14 protein-coding genes are annotated in these 18,011 nt (G+C 45.3%); 8 read left to right on the top strand and 6 right to left on the bottom strand.

Translation table 11 applies throughout. From position 1 onward, the window contains the following. The 5 genes from QUB39_RS11085 to QUB39_RS11065 all read right to left on the bottom strand — a co-directional run. On the bottom strand, positions 1-1,000 hold a 1,000-nt coding region (locus QUB39_RS11085), incomplete at its 3' end, for a sulfotransferase family protein (protein WP_445243003.1). A gap of 46 nt (positions 1,001-1,046) precedes the next feature. Continuing rightward, on the bottom strand, positions 1,047-2,567 hold the full coding sequence (locus tag QUB39_RS11080; RefSeq protein WP_333053522.1) for a methyltransferase: 1,521 nt from the start codon (positions 2,565-2,567) through the stop codon (positions 1,047-1,049). Positions 2,568-2,582: 15 nt separating this feature from the next. Beyond that, a complete protein-coding gene (locus tag QUB39_RS11075; protein ID WP_333053521.1) occupies positions 2,583-3,995 on the bottom strand; it encodes an ABC transporter ATP-binding protein in 1,413 nt (470 codons plus the stop codon). Between the two features lie 267 nt (positions 3,996-4,262). Continuing rightward, positions 4,263-5,111, bottom strand: a complete 849-nt coding sequence (locus QUB39_RS11070; protein WP_445299484.1) for an ABC transporter permease — start codon at positions 5,109-5,111, stop codon at positions 4,263-4,265. Between the two features lie 181 nt (positions 5,112-5,292). Next, the gene (locus QUB39_RS11065) at positions 5,293-5,832 is read right to left on the bottom strand and encodes a hypothetical protein (RefSeq protein ID WP_333485062.1); all 540 of its coding nucleotides are present in this window, start codon (positions 5,830-5,832) and stop codon (positions 5,293-5,295) included. A gap of 71 nt (positions 5,833-5,903) precedes the next feature. On the opposite strand from QUB39_RS11065, the gene ruvB reads away from it, so the two are divergent. The 3 genes from ruvB (at position 5,904) to recN (ending at position 9,622) form a co-directional block, all read left to right on the top strand. Next, positions 5,904-6,992, top strand: a complete 1,089-nt coding sequence (ruvB, locus tag QUB39_RS11060; RefSeq protein WP_333154818.1) for a Holliday junction branch migration DNA helicase RuvB — start codon at positions 5,904-5,906, stop codon at positions 6,990-6,992. Positions 6,993-7,004: 12 nt separating this feature from the next. After that, entirely contained in the window at positions 7,005-7,568 is a 564-nt protein-coding gene (locus tag QUB39_RS11055) for a Uma2 family endonuclease (RefSeq protein WP_333053507.1), read from the top strand. 299 nt (positions 7,569-7,867) lie between these two features. Next, the gene (gene recN / locus QUB39_RS11050; protein ID WP_333053506.1) at positions 7,868-9,622 is read left to right on the top strand and encodes a DNA repair protein RecN; all 1,755 of its coding nucleotides are present in this window, start codon (positions 7,868-7,870) and stop codon (positions 9,620-9,622) included. Positions 9,623-10,004: 382 nt separating this feature from the next. On the opposite strand, the gene QUB39_RS11045 is transcribed toward recN, so the two are convergent. Continuing rightward, the gene (locus tag QUB39_RS11045) at positions 10,005-10,196 is read right to left on the bottom strand and encodes a hypothetical protein (protein ID WP_333053505.1); all 192 of its coding nucleotides are present in this window, start codon (positions 10,194-10,196) and stop codon (positions 10,005-10,007) included. 176 nt (positions 10,197-10,372) lie between these two features. On the opposite strand from QUB39_RS11045, the gene QUB39_RS11040 reads away from it, so the two are divergent. From QUB39_RS11040 to QUB39_RS11020, 5 genes are all read left to right on the top strand, one after another. After that, the gene (locus QUB39_RS11040) at positions 10,373-11,623 is read left to right on the top strand and encodes a transposase (protein ID WP_333053503.1); all 1,251 of its coding nucleotides are present in this window, start codon (positions 10,373-10,375) and stop codon (positions 11,621-11,623) included. Positions 11,624-11,758: 135 nt separating this feature from the next. Beyond that, positions 11,759-14,941 (top strand): GAF domain-containing protein, encoded by a 3,183-nt coding sequence (locus QUB39_RS11035; RefSeq protein ID WP_333053501.1) that lies wholly within the window; start codon positions 11,759-11,761, stop codon positions 14,939-14,941. Between the two features lie 453 nt (positions 14,942-15,394). Beyond that, entirely contained in the window at positions 15,395-15,943 is a 549-nt protein-coding gene (locus tag QUB39_RS11030; RefSeq protein WP_333053499.1) for an inorganic pyrophosphatase, read from the top strand. A 160-nt stretch (positions 15,944-16,103) separates the two neighbouring features. After that, positions 16,104-17,423, top strand: a complete 1,320-nt coding sequence (locus QUB39_RS11025) for a serine/threonine-protein kinase (RefSeq protein ID WP_333208974.1) — start codon at positions 16,104-16,106, stop codon at positions 17,421-17,423. Positions 17,424-17,526: 103 nt separating this feature from the next. After that, entirely contained in the window at positions 17,527-17,943 is a 417-nt protein-coding gene (locus tag QUB39_RS11020; RefSeq protein ID WP_333208976.1) for a protein kinase domain-containing protein, read from the top strand. Positions 17,944-18,011 lie beyond the last annotated feature (68 nt).

Below are 18,011 nucleotides of genomic sequence, written 5' to 3'. Positions count from 1 at the left end.
AAGCTTCTTGAAAATTTGATTCTTTGCCTGCAAGCTGTACTTGAGTTGCTCCTAATTCTGTCTCTAATCCCAACACTTTCGCCTGGGCCTGGTGAAATTGTTCTTGCCACTGTTTGAGTTCGGAATAGCTGGTTTTTTGCTGTTTTTCCAGCAAGCGGATTTTTAGCCAATCTTCAAATGGCCAGAATGGAGAGGCTGGGAAATGAATAACTCGATCGATCGCACCTTTCGATTCGCTACTGAGATTGCCAGCTTGGGTTTCCAAAAGTTGATATAGTTCTAAGGCTTCGGGAAAATATTTTTCTATTAAACTCGGTCTGTGACTTTTGACAATATCGTTGACTAATAAAGATTCTTCAAAATTGTCGGCTGGTATCGCACCTAAGTTAACATTAAATTTTTCGTTAACTCGATCGAGGAAAAGTTCAGGAGTGTTGCCGATGGGGTAAACGTTGGCTAGGAGACAGCGATGGGGGAAACGTTCGTAAAGTTCTAAAACTTTTTGATTGTAGTGAATCCACATTTTTACTGCCATTTCGGGATTTTGCAGCAAGCTGACATCGGTTCCCCGGCGGTAAAGGGAATCGACTACTTCCCAGGGCGATCGATAAACACAGATAAAATTAGCTTCGGGGAGCAAATTCAGCCAAAAATCCCAAAAAAGGGCTGTTCGCGGGTCTTTCCAACCCCAATGTTTGTGAGGAAGTTGATTTTGCTCGATCGCCCTTTTGGCGATTTCCACGTATTCTGCTGCTACCGGAATCGTTTTTTCAAACGTACATCCGAGTTCATCAATACCGTGCGATCGCAAAACACTTTTGTGGAACTCCACAAAATCAACATTCTCGAAATGACCTTTCACATTTCCGTCGGCCGGGCCCACTAACTTTTTGCCAATATCAACCCCAACTTTCTGAAACAAAGAAGCTGTTAAAGACGTACCGGAACGGTGCATTCCGGTAACAATAAAAACCGACGGTTTGCTGTCATTTGTACTCACAATTTATCTCCCTCGCCCTAATTCCCACACCAACCAAATTTACTCACTAATCTCCCGCTAAGCCCAGCTTTCGCCTGACTTGAAACCACGCGCTTCTGAGCTTCCAGAACTTGCTGCTTTCCATTGCCAAAACCCTACACTTCGCTTGCTCTAGTTCTTGCTTCAGATTAATTAGCTGATTTTCGGTTTTTTCCAACTGCGTTTGCACAGATACTAACTGATGTTGAGTTTGCTCCAATTGCATTTGAGCTGCAACTAATTGACTTTGAGTTTCTTGCAAATTTGTTTGAGATTCTTCCAACTTTGTTTCAGTAATCATTAACTTACTTTGATTTTGATCCCATTCAATCCTAGCCGACTCTAACTGAGTCTCAAGTAATTTGAGTTTTGTCTGAGTAGAACCCAATAAAGACTGCGATTGTCTTTGGTTAATCAGCGATTTTACAGTGCAAGTTTCCAGAATCCATTCCCAACCATAGTTGTTGATTGCTTTGACTATTAACACATCCTGCAACCCTACAGTGTTTTTGGGTAAATAACAGCTCCACCCCGACTGCAGAGCCCCATCAGTTTCAAAATATCCAGCCACATCCGGGCGATCGTAAAAAGGCTCGCACCTCTGTACAACCTCCCCGTTTACCAGCACTTGCAGATCCTCAACTCGACCGTTGAGATTCACATCAGCTACCCATCCTTCCAGATACAAATTCTCCTTATTCGTAAAAGCAGCAACATCAATATATCCTTCTGGGTGGTGATTGAAATTCAACTCCGAAAAATCTCTAACTAGCTCATTTGTGACAACATACAAATCCTGAAATCTGCATATGCCTTTTTTGATGCGGTGAACAAAAGCTTTGCCTCCGCTAACTCTCTCGACACATTCTCTCACAAACTTTTCAGTTACATAAGTTGTGCCGTATTCCTCCTTATCTAAAGACTGGCTTTCGCTTTGAGCACTAAACAAAATACCATTAGCCGGCATTTCTATATTGGCTAAGCGCAAACACTCATCGTGAACGCTGAACATCAAAATGCCGTTAGGAGTCAACAAATCGTACAAATTTTGCAACCAACTTGTAAAAGTTCTTTCCGGCATATGGCTGAAAAAAGAATTAGCCAGAATGCAGTCAAACTTGCGGTCAATTAAATAATTTTCGGGTTTTCCAGTTGAGACAATACCGTTGACGCCCAAGTATTCAGTTTGAAACTTAACCGCGTTAGCATAAATATCAGAAACCCAAATTCGTTCCGGCGGTATTTCCTGAATCAAAAACCTGGTAAATCGACCGTAACCGCAGGCAAAATCTAGAAAAGAAGGTACATTTTCAAAACTGCCAAAATGCCATTCCACAACTTGTTTAACCGTATCCAAGATGCGACGCCCGATCGAATAATAGCGCACCAAAGCCCGATCGCGATCGTCTTTGACGTTGTTCAAGCTGAACAAATACATTTCATCGTCTTCGCAGATATTCAGTTTAAAATTTTCGGGAAACTTAGTTTGATCTTGAATAAATGCTTTGATTACGGGATTTTCGACTAAATCTAAATTGATATCGCTCATTTTTTTTACAGAATTTTAGATAACCTCTGTTGACTGCTCTTTCACTAGAGTATCAGCATTAACAACAGTTAAACACGGTTCGATCAGCAAGTCAACGATGCCGTTACCGCAGGACTCAGTACAAGACTGAACTCTAAACATCGCCACATCAACGCAGCGATCCAGATAAGTTAAATCTCCATCTACCGTTCCGACAACCCCAGCATTCAGAAAATAAACACCCGGATTCAGCAAACATTTAAAATGAAACTTCACTACAATTGTCGTTCCCGCTTCCACATACCTAACTGACTGAGTAGAAGCCTTCAAAGAAGCACCCGCCAACTCAAAACCGCTAATTGTTTTAATCAACATTCCAAACCTAACTTTGGAAGTAGACCGGGAGAAAGTGACAGAGTAAGTATAAATATAATCTTGACGACCGAGCAAGTGATTTACCACATTTCCCTTCAGCGTCTCGATGTGGGGGTTGATAATTTCCGCTCCACGAGACGGATACCTTACCGTATTCGACGGTATCATCCCCGGATCGTAAAATTCATCGTAATATTCCTGCGGTTTTGAGAGATGTTGCTCCGGTTTAACTTCCCTCTTTGTGCTTTCTAAATTAGCATCCTGAAGCTGGTTTTGACTTTCCTGTTTTGTCAGTTGGTTCAGAGCTCGAATATCTGACTTCAACCCCAGAACCTGATCCGGATCGGCATAAATCAGCTTTTGATACTTAGAAATTACCACCTTCGGCGTGTGAGCGAGCAGCAATTCACCGCTATCCATTAAAATCGCCGACGTACAAAGTTGCACCACAGAAGTAGCAGCATGAGAAACAAATAAAATTGTTCCGCCACCTTCCTGAATGCTTTGCAAGCGGGCAAAACACTTGCGTTGAAAAGCTTCGTCCCCCACCGAAAGCGCCTCGTCAACCACCAAAATATCTGGCTCGACGCTAGTCGCAACCGCAAAAGCTAGCCTGACAAACATACCGCTAGAATAAGTTTTGACTGGCTGTTCGATGAAATCGCCAATATCAGCAAAAGCAGCTATATCGTCAAACTTTTCTTCAGTTTCTTTTTGATTGAATCCCAGTAACTGAGCGTTAAAAAACACATTTTGTCGCCCGGTAAATTCCGGGTTAAACCCGCTTCCGAGTTCCAACAAAGCGGAGACTCTGCCTTTAACATCGACGCTTCCTGTGGTAGGTGTGAGCGTCCCCACAATTATTTGCAGGAGAGTGCTTTTCCCCGAACCGTTGCGGCCGACGATTCCCAGAGTTTGTCCTTGAGGAATTTCCAGATTGATGTCGTGTAGGGCCCAAAATTCGTCAGCAAGTTTTTTGGTGGGGTAAATAATTTCCTTTAAGCGGTCTCCTGGACGATCGTACCGCTTAAAGCATTTGGAAACATTTTTTAGTGAAATTACATTTTCTGTCATCCGATTTTAGATTTTAGATTTTAGATTTTAGATTTTAGATTTTAGATTTTAGATTGACTTTACAGCATATTCGGTGGTTCATAAAGTACATTAGCAGCTCTATTGTGTGGTGTTAATCCTCCGGGTGCGTCGCTGCGAGATATTGGATAAAACTTGCAGATTGACGGGTGGCGACGCACCTTACACGGGCTAGAAAATTGTGTGTACTACATATACATAGAATATGCTCTATATCTCAAACAAATTTACAGCATATCTCAAACAAATTTACAGCACGTCAGCAAAAGCGGGACGCAAACGCCGGTAAACCGCCCAACCCCCACAAAATATAGCAGCCGAAATTAGCGTGGCGACACCCCATTCGCCCCCATGCTTAACTTCTCCAAGCAGTATGAGGTCTCGATAAACCTCCGAGATGGCGGCCATTGGATTTAGCCAAAATACCCACCCTCGCCACTCTTGGGGGATGATGGATGCTGGGTAGACGATCGGCGTCAAATAAAACCAAAAATTTAGAATAACACCTAATGTCTGAGGAATGTCTCGCAAAAATACAGTCAAGCCGGCTGTCAAATATCCCAAACCAGCAGTTATCAGCAACTGAGGTATCCACACCAACGGCAGTAAGCATAAAGTAGCGTTGAGCTTTTGCGACGACACTGCAACTATCACAATCAAAGCTGCTAAACCCAGAGAACTTTCAATAAAAGCTGTAAAAATCGGCACTAGGGGCAGCAAACCGAGAGGAAATACCACTTTTTTGACTAAATTAGGCTGCCCCACCACGGATACTCCCGACTTGATCAAACCGCTGGTGAAGGCAGTCCAAGGCAGCAAACCGGCAAACAACCAGACTCCAAATGTAATGTCGCTGTTTTCTGGGAAGCCTGCAAGGCTGAGCTTTACCTTGAGGACGATCGAGAATACATAAGTGTAAATCACCAATTGCGATAGCTGATTCAGCAGCGGCCAAAAATTGCCCAGAATCGAGCCTTTGTATTGAGCTTCCAAGTCCCGGCGCACCAATGTTGCCAGCAGATTCAGCTTCGCCCACCGCTGCCTACTTGCGGGCGGCCTGCCGCCCACCCTTCGGGCTTTTTGGGCAACTTCTTTCACAGTTCTCTGCAATTTTTTCGCCCTCGTTCACTACCTTCACACCTAAATCAACTCAAGCTACAACTGTGCAGCTTTTGTTAAACCGCAATTATTCCACAGCCCCGTCGTTTTGATCAAGGATCTGCCACCCTGGCTTGGGCTTCTTGTTTCTTTCTTCTTTCCCCTTCCTTGGGAGGTTATTTTAGCCGATCGCCGATCGCACTGCCGAACCGATCGCTAGTTTTTGCTCGCCGTCGTAGCCCCACCGCACAAAAAAGTCCTCATACTCGCCGCTGGCACTCTGCAAACTTGCCAGCATTTGCGACGCTACAGTATGAACGGCGGGCAGTTGCAGGATTTGAATTAAATTGTGCGATCGCTCCTGCACTCTAGCAGAATCAGCCGCCATTTCCTCCTTTTGCTGGCGCGAATGATGTACAACCATTGCCGCCGACATCGCCAAATTTTTCACCAGCAGTTCTGCTACGATCTCAGGAGCCGATCGCAGCGCCTCGACTACTCCGGGTGACGGGTGATCTGCCTCCGGTCGATCGTCCGTTAGATAGGTGACAAAAAACCCCCTAGCACCGTTCTGTGTTTTCACCAGAGATGTAACAGCTTGCTGGATGTCGGCTTGTAAAAGTCGATTAGCCTCCATGAACGACAGTAAAGATTGAGTCAGCTCGATCGCCCCCTCAAAAGTTATGCTTTCCGATGCTAATAAAGAAGATGGAATACTCATAACGAACTCAATAATTTTAAAGATTCTGCTAACAAGTGTAAACAATTCCCGCTGCTCGAACGCAGATAAATATGGCTATTATATCCTCCAAACAACAGCCCCCCGACCCAAATCTACCCGAAGACATAGCCCCAGCCCGTCGCAAAAAAGCCGCCAAACCCCAGGCGGAATCATTGCTAGAATCGCAAGAACTACCCGACGAAATTAACAGCAAACAAGACGACAAAATCCGACCCCAGCGGCTAGCTGAATACATCGGGCAAAAAGACTTGAGAGAAGTTTTGGCGATCGCAATTGCAGCAGCCAAATCTCGCGGCGAACCTATGGATCACCTGTTACTCTACGGGCCTCCAGGGTTAGGAAAAACCACAATGTCGCTAATTTTAGCAGCAGAAATGGAAGTGGAATGCAAAATCACCACCGCCCCAGCGCTAGAAAAACCGCGAGATATTGTCGGATTGCTGATCAACCTCAAAGCAGGCGACGTGCTGTTTATCGACGAAATTCACCGCTTATCTAAAGTTACAGAAGAAATCCTCTATCCGGCGATGGAAGACTGTCGGTTAGATATTACGATCGGGCAAGGAAAAACCGCAAAAATCCGCAGCATTCCCCTCAAACCATTTACCTTAGTAGGAGCAACCACAAAAGTCGGCTCGCTGACATCTCCATTGCGCGATCGCTTCGGCTTGATCCAAAGATTACGCTACTACGAAATAGACGAACTTAGTCTAATTGTCCAAAGAACCGCCCAAGTTCTCGACACTCAAATCACCCCAGAAGGAGCCACAGAAATTGCCCGCCGAGCGCGCGGAACCCCCCGGATCGCTAACCGCTTGCTGCGGCGAGTTAGAGACTACAGCGAAGTCAAAAATTTAAAGCCAATTGATGCCGAAGTTGCCTCACTCGCCCTCGAATTATTCAACGTCGATCCGCTAGGTTTGGATTGGACAGATCGGCGAATTTTGACAGCAATGATTGAGAACTTTAACGGCGGCCCAGTGGGCTTAGAAACCCTCGCAGCTTCTACAGGAGAAGATACTCAAACCATTGAGGATGTATACGAACCGTACTTAATGCAAATCGGATTTTTGCAGCGGACAAATCGGGGCAGAATGGTAACGGTGGCTGCTAGAAAACACTTGGGTTTTATTGAATAGAAGGAGTAGAAAATGGTACAAACACAAACAAAAAAACTAACTTTGTCCGAGTTTCTAAAACTGCCAGAAACCGAACCAGCTAGCGAATATATCAACGGTCAAATCATCCAAAAACCTATGCCACAAGGAAAACACAGCCGGCTTCAAGGTGAATTAGTCGCAGCCATTAATGTCGCCGTTAAAAATCAGAAAATTGCCTTAGCTTTTCCTGAATTGCGGTGTACTTTTGGCGGCAGATCAATTGTGCCAGATGTCACAGTATTTACTTGGAACAGAATACCAGTTGATGAAAATGGGGATGTTGCTAATGTATTTGAAACTTACCCAGATTGGACAATTGAAATTCTGTCTCCCGGCCAGAGTCAAACTAAAGTAACTGGGAATATTTTACACTGTTTGAAAAACGGCACTAAAATGGGTTGGTTGATCGATCCGATGGTGCGCTCGATCTTAATTTATCCCCCTGGAAAGCAACCGGAACTTTTAGCAAAACCAGAAGAATTGTTGCCGGTTCCAGATTGGGCAGCAGAATTGCGGCTGACGGTAGGAGATTTGTTTGGGTGGTTGAAACTATAGAAGTCAGTTGTTATTTGTTATTTGTTATTTGTTATTTGTTATTTGTTATTTGTTATTTGTTATTTGTTATTGGGCACCAATAATTTTCCAGGCTCTGCCTCCAATTACCAATTACCAATTACCAATTACCAATTACCAATTACGCATTCCCACTTACCAATTACCAATTACCAATTACGCATTCCCACTTACCAATTACCAATTACGCATTCCCACTTACCAATTCCCACTTACCAATTCCCAATTACAAATTCCCAATTAACAATTCCCCATTCCCCATTCCCCATTCCCCATTCCTCATGTTGCTATACCTCAGAATAGAAAACTTTGCCTTAATTGACTGCCTGGATCTAGAATTTGGCCCGAGTTTGAACGTATTTACAGGGGAAACCGGCGCTGGTAAATCGATTATCTTAGATGCGATCGATGCAGTGTTGGGCGGGAAAGTCGATCGCCGATCGATTCGCACCGGAGCAACGCGGGCAATATTGGAAGCTACCTTTGAATTGGACAAAGCTTCCGCAATGTGGCTGGGCGAGCAAGAAATCGAACCCATAGACGGAAATTTAGCCGTTTGCAGCCGGGAAATTAACGCCTCTAGCGGTGCTCTACGCACGAGATCGCGCTTGAACGGAATTCTCGTCAACCGCCAGTTAATGGATCAACTGCGCGATCGGCTGGTCGAAATTACCGCCCAAGGCCAAACCGTCCACCTCGGACAAGAAACCCTCCAGCGAGAATGGCTCGATTTATACGGCGGCAAAAAGCTTACGGAAGCTCGATCGAGCATCACCTCCGCGTGGCTGGCAGCCAACAGCGCCAAAACCGCCCTCAAACGCAGGCGTCAGTCGGAACAGCAGCGACTGCAAAGACTTGATTTGTTAGAATACCAAGTCCGAGAACTCGGCGAAGCCCACATCGAAGACGCCGACGAACTCGAACAGCTAGAACACGAATCAATCCGGCTGAGCCACGTCGTCGAATTGCAGCAGCAGAGTTACCAAGTCCACCAAGCCCTGTACCAAAACGAGGGCGACAGCGCATCAGCCGCCGACTTGTTGAGCAAAGCCGAAGGAATTTTAAGCGACATGGCGGTTTACGATGTGCAGTTGCAACCAATCCTAGAAATGGTCAGCGATGCTTTAGCTCAAGCCACAGAAGCCAGCCGGCAAATTAGCAGCTACGGCGAACAATTAGAAGCAGATCCCGAAAGACTCGAAGAAGTAGAAGATCGGATTCGCGAACTCAAACAAATTTGTCGCAAATACGGGCCGCTCAAAGAAGCGATCGCCTACTATCAAAGCATCCAAAACGAACTAAATGAACTTTTAGAAGGAGGCGAGTCAATGGAAGCCTTAGAACTCGCATATGAGGCCGCTTTAGAGCAATTAAAAGACGCTTGCAGCCACCTCACCACCCTGCGGCGCGAAGCAGCCCTCAAACTAGAAACGCACCTCGTAGGAGAACTTAAGCCCTTAGCAATGGAAAAAGTGCAATTTCAAGTCGAGATATCGCCTTGTACCCCAACCGCTACCGGTGCCGACCAAATCGCCTTTTGTTTCAGCCCGAATCCGGGCGAACCATTGCAACCTCTGGGCGCGATCGCCTCCGGGGGAGAAATGAGCCGCTTTCTGCTAGCCATCAAAGCCTGTTTTTCCCAAATTGAAAGCGCCGGTACGCTGATTTTTGACGAAATCGACGCTGGAGTCTCCGGGAGAGTCGCTGGGGCGATCGCCAAAAAACTCTACCAACTCTCCGACAAACACCAAGTTCTCTGCGTCACCCACCAGCCGCTGATCGCCGCCATGGCTGATTGTCATTTTCGCGTCAACAAACAGACGATCGAAGCAGAACCAAGTATCGAGGAACCCGCAGCCAACTCCGAACCAGTCGAACGTACAGTAGTCAGAGTTGCCGCCCTCAACAGTGAGCAGCGGCGGGAAGAACTCGCCCAACTCGCCAGTGGCCGGTCAGCAACAGAAGCTATCGCCTTCGCTGAATCCCTGCTTGTCGAAGCCGCCGGATTGCGCCAAACTCAGTCCGCCAAACCCTGATGACACACTTGAGCCGATCGGGGGGTTAAAAGGCGGAGTTTTTTCCGAGTCGGAGGTTACACTAAAAATGTCAACCGCAAATTTTACAAAAAAAAGCTGAAAACCCCGTGAATTTAGTGGGATGAAAGCTAAGAGCAGCAAAATAGAGAGAAATTCTAGTTAAAAACCACAATTGTGTAGAGAAGGGCACACATCACTAGCAACTGGTAGTGTCACAATTGCGGCTAGTCCCACAAGGCCACCCCTCTTTCAGCAGTCCTCCCGCCAGTACGCATTCATGTTACTGGGGGCGATCGGCTCAAAGCTCGGCAGAACATAGTTAAACCAGGTACGCACAATGTCAAAATCAGTTAATAAACTCTTTAAACAAGATTCGCGATCTCTAAAAAGATTGCAGCACTCCCACCGCCTCGTTACTCTCCCACCCTCCCTTGGGCAGCAAGGCCAACTGAATTGCCATTGCCTTGTGGCCGGAGTTCTGTAAACTGGGAAATACTTTCACCAAAAAACGAGCGAGAAGCCCCGGGCTACCGACATGGGGAGGAAAGCGGCAGCGACGACCGTCGCCTAACATCTTTATCCTCAATTAATTCCTTCATAGCAGAAGATAGGCTACGACAGATTTGACCCCTGCTGTAGATCGATCTACAGCAGGGGTCAAATCATGAACATAAACAGAATTATAGTGTTTATTTTTGACAGGATGAAATCCTACTATGATAGTATAATTTAACAAGGAGGAAAGAGAATATGTTTGGATGCCAACAAAATCTAATAAGTCCCAATACAGACTTAAAAGCAATTCTAGAATTCCTTTGTAGCGAGTCGTCAAAGTTGACGAACTGCGGAATATATTATGCTCGCCAAATGTACTTCAAGACAGGCAAGATACCGAGTAGGGCCCAGTTGCACAAAGTGCTTGGTACAGAAAACCAGAACTTGCATTACAAAGCATTTTATTCGGATACCGCGCAACAGATTTTAACTACCGTCGCTGAGTCTTTTAAATCCTACATTGGACTACTGAGAGGAATTGGCAAAGGCACTGTAACCCAAAGACCTAGATTACCGAATTATCGACAAGGCGGTCTAGCTTTAGTGACTTATACAGGTCGCTCTGTCCGGCTTAAGGATGGACTACTGAGATTCCCATTGGGCAGCAAGGTTAAAACTTGGTTCGGCTTGGATGCTTTCTATCTTCCTCGGCCTACCAATCTCGACTACAAAGCAATCAGAGAATATAGGATTCTACCTCGAAACGGTGCCTTCTATTTAGAGTTGATTTACAAACTGAAAGATGTCCAAGTAGAGGTAGACCAATCCAAGGTCTTGATGATCGACCACGGGATGAACAATTGGTTGACTTGTATCAGCAATGTGGGGACTAGCTTAATAATTGACGGACGACATCTGAAGTCCATCAATCAAGGATATAACAAGCGTGTTGCGTTTTTGATGTCAGGGAAAGCGAATGGTTACTGGTCAAAACGATTGGAGGGTTTAACTGAGAATCGCAATCGCACCATGCGGGATGCTGTCAACAAAGCAGCTCGAAAAGTAATAAATCATTGCTTGCTCAATAAAATTGGTACTGTAGTATTCGGCTGGAATGCTGTCATGAAAAATGGTATTAGTTTAGGAAATAAAACTAATCAAAATTTTGTTCAGATTCCAACGGGCAGGCTAAAATCCCGTATTGCTCAGTTATGCGAGCAGTACGGGATTCGGTTTGTGGAAACCGAAGAGTCGTATACGTCGAAGGCTTCCTTTATCGATCTTGATTTGCTACCTAAATTCTGCGAAAAACCAGAAGGGTGGCAACCTTGCGGTCAAAGAATTAAGCGCGGATTGTACCGTACTCTTGAAGGTTTGTTGATTAATGCTGATTGCAATGGGGCAGGCAATATCGGTAGAAAAGTAGCGGCAACTTTGGGGCTTTGTCTCAAAGAAGTCAGTAGAGGCGCATTGATAACGCCTTTGAAAGTCCCTTTATGGTCTTAGTCAAGAATCCCCCTGATTCATCAGTGGGGAGTATCAAACATACTTGAGTCTTGTGCGACAGGTGACTCACTAATCAACTTCCCGGCTCTCTTCGCTTAGAGACTAACCCTTACACTTAAGCTTCTGTAAAGGTCTATGAAATCTGCATCTTCCACCAATTACTCTTCTCTGGACAACGTGATTGATGTCGCTGTTGTCGGCGGTGAAAATCATCATCAGGAACATTATTCTCCCCCGGAAATTAGGAGCAGTGCAATTATCCCGCGCCAAGGAAACCTCTCTGGCATTCTCGACCTTCTAAATAAGCAAAGTTTCACAGTAGTAGTTAAGGAAGTAGAAGACAAACTTAAGGTTGTCAATCAAACCCTGGGAATGCTCGACAATATCCTGGAGAGCGAGGGATTTGATGCCATCCTCAACGAGATGTTGCAGTCGATTACCCTCAAAACAGGGGAATTGCTGAATGCCGATCGCAGCACGATATTTTTATTAGACGACGAAAAAAATGAACTCTGGGCGATCGTCGCTAAAGACGAAAATGGCAAAAACCTAGAAATCCGAGTTCCGGCCCACGTGGGCATTGCAGGAGAAGTAGCCACGTTCCAAAAAGTGGTTAATATCCCTTACGATTTTTACAACGACGAACGATCGGCTAACGCCAAAAAAACTGATGAAAAAACGGGCTACCGCACTTATACAATGCTGGCAATGCCCCTGATTAATGAAGATACAAAAGAGTTAGTAGCAGTTGTTCAACTGATTAATAAACTAAGACCAAATCACGAAAAATACCCGACTTTAGACGAACAAATCGATAGGCACGGATTTACTAAAGAAGACGAACAAGTTTTTAAAGAATTTGCTCCCTCGATTCGCCTAATTCTAGAATCTTCCAAATCTTTCTACGCAGCAACTCAGAGACAACGAGCAGCAACGGCGCTGATGAATGCCGTCAACGCTCTTTCTCAGAGCAGTTTAGACTTAGAAGATACCCTAAAAAGGGTGATGGATCAAGCCCAAGAACTCATGAATGCCGATCGCAGCACCCTGTGGCTGATCGACGAAGAGAAAGACGAACTGTGGACTAAAATCCCGATGGGGGGCAACCTTAAAGAAATTCGCATACCCAGAACCGCCGGTTTTGCAGGCATCGTCGCCCAATCTAGCGAACCGCTGCTGATTCCCTTTGACGTGTACGACGACCCCCGCGCCGCCACTTCCAAAGAAGTAGATCAAAAGTCGGGCTACCGCACTTGCAGTATGCTTTGTATGCCAGTCTTTAACTCGGACAAAAAATTGATTGGCGTCACCCAATTAGTTAATAAAAAACGACAAGGAGAATTCCCCCCCTACAACCCGGAAGATTGGCCTCATGCCCCGGAACAGTGGAAAGCGAGTTTCAATCGCAACGACATGGAATTTATGAAGGCGTTTAACATCCAAGCAGGAGTCGCGCTGCAAAACGCCAAACTGTTTGCCGAAGTCAAACAGCAAGAACAAAGACAAAAAGATATGCTGCACGCCTTGACTAACGGCGTGATTTCTACAGATAAAAAAGGCAATATAGTAGCGACAAATCCCAGTGCCAAAAACTTACTGGGTGTCAGCGATGCAGAATTAGGCGAAGGTCAATCTTTGCGCGAGTTAATTAAGTTAGAAAAAGGCGATTTTGCCAAATGGTTTGATGCGTCTTTGTCTCCCGAAGACGATAAGGATCGCCAGCAGTATTACCCCGATCAAGTTTTGCTTACTTTGGAAGGAGAGGGGCAGAGTATCAATCTCTCGATTAATTCAATGACTGACGCTACCGACCCCAACAAGGTAAACGGCGCGTTAGTCGTCATGGAAGATATTAGCAGCGCCAAGCAAATCAAAAACTTGATGTACCGTTACATGACGCCAGAAGTAGCCGAAGCTTTGTTAGCTTCAGGCGATACAGGATTGGGCGGTAAGCGCAAAAACGTTTCGGTGCTGTTCTCAGATATTCGCAGCTATACCACACTTACGGAAAAATTGCAAGCCGAAGAAGTGGTAGTGATGCTGAATAAATATTTTGAAGTGATGGTAGATGTCGTATTCGAGTACGGTGGGACTCTCGACAAATACATCGGTGACGCTCTGATGGCAGTTTTTGGCTCTCCAGCGCCCCTAGAGGATCATGCTTGGTGCGCGATGCAAACGGCGGTGAAAATGCGGGAAAAATTGGCCCAGTTTAATCAAGATCGTATGGCACATGGCGAACTGCCGATCGGCATTGGTATGGGCGTACATTCCGATGAAGTTGTCAGCGGCAACATCGGTAGTAGCAAACGCATGGAATTGACTTCGATCGGAGACGGCGTTAACCTCGCCTCTCGCTTAGAAGGCGCTAGCAAGCAGTACGGCACCGACTTGATCATCAGCGACAATACTTACAGAGATTATGCCGATCGGCTGTACGTGCGAGAACTCGACTTTATTACTGTCAAAGGCAAAAGCGAACCCGTAATCGTTTACGAACTCGTCGGCATCCGCGAGGGATACTCGCCAGTGGGCAAGTCACTAACCGAAACACAGCAACAAATTATAGAACATTACACGAAGGGGCGCGAACATTACAAATCTCCAGTCAGCCAAAGACTCTCAGAAAGTGAGGTGAAAAACATCTTAAAGGATGTCGCCGAAATGCCGGAGGCAGAGATTAAGAAACTTTCCTACAATTTAGAGCAACAGTTGGAACACGAACTCAAAAACCTGTTATATCAACTGAAAAAGCTGTCAGAGTACGACCCGAAAAACCTGTCCGAAGCAGACAAACTCATCGTACTGTTGCAGCCAGAAATCCAACTGCTGAAATTGGAAGGCATCAAAAACCTCTCGGAAGACGAAGCCAAAATGCTGCTGCAAGCAAAAATCAAGCCCCTATCAGCAGACGATATTAAATACTTGCAAGAAGGCGAAGTCAAAAAGCTGTTGGAAGCAGACATCTTAGAACCATCAAATCCCCAAATCAAGCGGTTGAAACCCGCAGAGATCAGGCAGCTATTGCAGGCGAAAATTAAAAGTCGAGCCTGCGAGACAGTTGCAGAAATGTTAGATGAGGAATTTGAAAACCTGGGACTCGATCGGGTGAAAAAACTGCTGAGCGAGTTTAAGAAAGCCTTAGAACCAAAAGCCAAGCAAGCCTTTAAAGACGCTGAACGCGAATTTAACGCCGTTCTGGAAGTTGACCCGAAAAACAAGGCAGCTAAATTGCACGTCGATCGCTGTATGTTATTTCAACATGGGTTTTCAGACGTACTCAACTGGGATGGTGTGTGGAATCTCACAGAAAAATAGCAGTAGCCCACAGCAAATGCGGGCGGTAGCGTCAAGGTTCGGGGCGGGGGCGATCGCGATCGGGGGTGCGCCTCCCATCCCACCACCAATTAACCTTAATATCCTATTGAGGTAATTGTAAATAAGCTCCAACAGGTATTATGGTTATATAACGGGATTTGAATTTGCAAGCGAGATGCGGGGGTTTCGCCCTACGTGTTTCCTTCGCACTACCTACCGCAACAAACTTAGCACTTCTATTATTTGAAGCGCTTAAAAATAGTTATGACTGGCGGCAGCGTTACCCGGTTTCTGAGAAAAATCTTGGAGAAAGGCGACGAAACATCCGCTCAAAAACCGGGTTTATCACCCCGTCCGCCTAAGTCTTAATAGCGTTAGTGGCTCCTAAAAAGAGCTTCCTTCGCAGATAGTCAATGTTCTAGTCTTAGATATAGAAAACCACTAGCGTCAGTTATGAATAATTGGAATTCGCAATCGGGAGATGTTGAGTGGGTAGATCAGGTTTACCAACTATTGCTGGAGATTGCTCGGAGCTCCCTGTCAGATATCCCCAGAATCCCGGAAAATATCACTGTTAAGGCTATTCCTCTGATCCAGAAGGTACAAACCATTCAACAAAGACCTGACGGGCAAGTGTTCAAATCAGGTTCCTTTTCAGTAAACGATCACGAATGGGTCGATCGAGTCTGTCAACTATTGGTAGAACTAACCAGCGCGTCTTTGTCCGAACAGCCCAAAATGCCGGAAAACCTGGCAGGCCGATCTTTAGCCCTCGCCGATCGAGCACAAAAGATTAAAGAAGACATCGAAGAAAATGCAGCCCAAACCCCAGCAGATGAAGAGGACAATTCCTTACAGTCTCCAGACGCGCTGCTTTCCCTCTTGCACCACAGTTTGAAAACTCAGCGCGCCAAAAGCTACAACCCCGATGCCCCCGAATGGCAGCAAGTCTTGAGCCTGCTCGACGTAGTGCAGTCAATTTATAAGCAAATCCAAAATTAAATTCCAGCTTAACTCAGGCGCTTCTTGATTGTGCGAGAAAGCTGGCTTTTAAAGGCGGTTGCTATTTGACATAAAATTTTTTTTGCCCTAGCCCAAACATTTCCGATTATTGCACTTTTGTCAACTACACTAGGTTTAATCGGTTCTAGGGCAAGAGAAGATGAGCGGAGAAAACATCGGCGATTTGTCAAAAGAAATATTAGCCGATCGCTATCAGTGCGATCGGCGGCTCGGCAAGCAAGCAGGAAGACAAACCTTACTCGCCCGCGACTTAAAAACCCAACAGCAAGTAGTAGTCAAACTCCTGTCATTCAGCAGCGACTTTAACTGGGAAGACTTAAAACTGTTCCAGCGAGAAGTCGAAACCTTAAAATCCCTATCCCATCCCGCAATTCCCCGATATCTCGACTCCTTTGAAATCGACACGCCCAAGCGCAAAGGATTCGCCCTAGTTCAGACTTACATCGCAGCCAAATCCCTACAAGAATATCTCTCAGACGGCCGCACCTTCAGCGAAAGAGAAGTCAAACAATTAGCCACAGCATTATTAGACATCCTCGCCTATCTGCACCAGCGACAGCCCCCCGTCATTCACCGCGACATTAAACCCAGCAATATTTTACTCAAGAATCGATCGGGCAACAGCGTCGGCAAAGTCTACCTAGTCGATTTTGGTGCAGTTCAAACCCTAGCAACCCAACAAGGAAAAACAGTCACCGTTGTCGGAACTTATGGCTATATGCCGCCCGAACAATTTGGCGGGAGAGCAGTTCCAGCTTCCGACTTGTACAGCTTGGGAGCCACCTTAATCGCCTTAATTACCAAGCAGCATCCAGCCGACTTGCCGCAGAAAGATTTGCAGATCGAGTTCGAGCAATTCACCCAACTGAGTTCCGGTTTTACCAATTGGCTGAAGTGGATGACGCATCCGAGTTTAGAATGCCGTCCCGCCTCAGTCCAAATAGCTAAAGAAGTTCTAGAAAAACCACAGGAAATAAATAAATATTCCCAGACATTGAGACTGGGAAAAACGCTAGATACCTCTAGGTTGTTCAAGAATGCGATCGGGCGTAGCACTGCGGCAGGAACTATAGCGGTAGGAATTTGTACAGCAATTTACAAAATCTTTATGTATCCAGATTTGCAGACAATTATCGAAGGATTTTGTCTCGGTTTTAGTCTAGGCTTGGGGAATGGAATAATGATAGGAGTTGTGACGCGCCTGTGGTTTTTCCCGTTAACTAATCCCAAACTTTACCGACAGGTTTTAACTGCAATTAGTATTGTACTATGTACTTCAACAAGCATCTTTTTCTTTTTCTTTAAGATTATAGCGAATATGAGGCTATATGAGGGTAAATATTATTTTTATCCATTAGATATTATATCTGTGCTGGGGCCGTCACTAATTACAGGATTGTCAATGGGGGCAATTACTGATTCTATTACCCGATGGTATCAAAAAGCAAGCAGACAGTAATCTCACATAGGTAATAAGATATCTCTCCCCGATATTCTGCTGCTTGGTAAAGTTAGGAATTAAAAAAAATGTTTAAGGTCACGCTAAAAATAAGGTAAAAAATATGACTGGTCAAATATTAGCAGAACGCTACGAAGTGCAGCGACAACTGGGAAAACAAACAGGTCGCCAAACGCTGCTAGCTCGTGACTTGCAAACTCAAGAATTAGTTGTCATCAAACAGCTATTCCTCGGTGGCGATTTTGAATGGCAAGACCTCAAACTATTTGAACGGGAAGCGGAAACTTTAAAATCACTTTCTTACCCAGCAATTCCGCGCTACCTCGATTACCTGGAAATTGACGAACCAGACAGTAAAAGCTTTGCCCTGGTACAGACTTATGTAAAGGGGAAAACTTTGGAAGAGCATTTGCGATCGGGACGTACTTTTAGCGAGAGTGAGGTTAAAGAATTAGCTAAATCGCTGTTAGAAATTTTGATTTATTTGCACGAGCAAGAGCCACCTGTGATTCCAGGGTAAACGCATCTAAATTAAGTTGACAGAAAATCATATTTGTGCATGATTTGTTTTTTATAAAACAATTCTTA

Source organism: Microcoleus sp. AT8-B5, assembly GCF_036705565.1.
Classification (GTDB): Bacteria; Cyanobacteriota; Cyanobacteriia; order Cyanobacteriales; family Microcoleaceae; genus Microcoleus.
The sequence above is the reverse complement of the archived record's forward strand: the minus strand, read 5'-3'. Positions and strand labels throughout refer to the sequence as shown.

What these genes read in the sequence shown, in the direction of transcription:
- QUB39_RS11080 (WP_333053522.1), bottom strand. Translation starts at nt 2,567, where the DNA reads ATGAGCGATATCAATTTAGATTTAGTCGAAAATCCCGTAATCAAAGCA.
- QUB39_RS11075 (WP_333053521.1), bottom strand. Translation starts at nt 3,995, where the DNA reads ATGACAGAAAATGTAATTTCACTAAAAAATGTTTCCAAATGCTTTAAG.
- QUB39_RS11065 (WP_333485062.1), bottom strand. Translation starts at nt 5,832, where the DNA reads ATGAGTATTCCATCTTCTTTATTAGCATCGGAAAGCATAACTTTTGAG.
- ruvB (WP_333154818.1), top strand. Translation starts at nt 5,904, where the DNA reads ATGGCTATTATATCCTCCAAACAACAGCCCCCCGACCCAAATCTACCC.
- QUB39_RS11055 (WP_333053507.1), top strand. Translation starts at nt 7,005, where the DNA reads ATGGTACAAACACAAACAAAAAAACTAACTTTGTCCGAGTTTCTAAAA.
- recN (WP_333053506.1), top strand. Translation starts at nt 7,868, where the DNA reads ATGTTGCTATACCTCAGAATAGAAAACTTTGCCTTAATTGACTGCCTG.
- QUB39_RS11045 (WP_333053505.1), bottom strand. Translation starts at nt 10,196, where the DNA reads ATGTTAGGCGACGGTCGTCGCTGCCGCTTTCCTCCCCATGTCGGTAGC.
- QUB39_RS11040 (WP_333053503.1), top strand. Translation starts at nt 10,373, where the DNA reads ATGTTTGGATGCCAACAAAATCTAATAAGTCCCAATACAGACTTAAAA.
- QUB39_RS11035 (WP_333053501.1), top strand. Translation starts at nt 11,759, where the DNA reads ATGAAATCTGCATCTTCCACCAATTACTCTTCTCTGGACAACGTGATT.
- QUB39_RS11030 (WP_333053499.1), top strand. Translation starts at nt 15,395, where the DNA reads ATGAATAATTGGAATTCGCAATCGGGAGATGTTGAGTGGGTAGATCAG.
- QUB39_RS11025 (WP_333208974.1), top strand. Translation starts at nt 16,104, where the DNA reads ATGAGCGGAGAAAACATCGGCGATTTGTCAAAAGAAATATTAGCCGAT.
- QUB39_RS11020 (WP_333208976.1), top strand. Translation starts at nt 17,527, where the DNA reads ATGACTGGTCAAATATTAGCAGAACGCTACGAAGTGCAGCGACAACTG.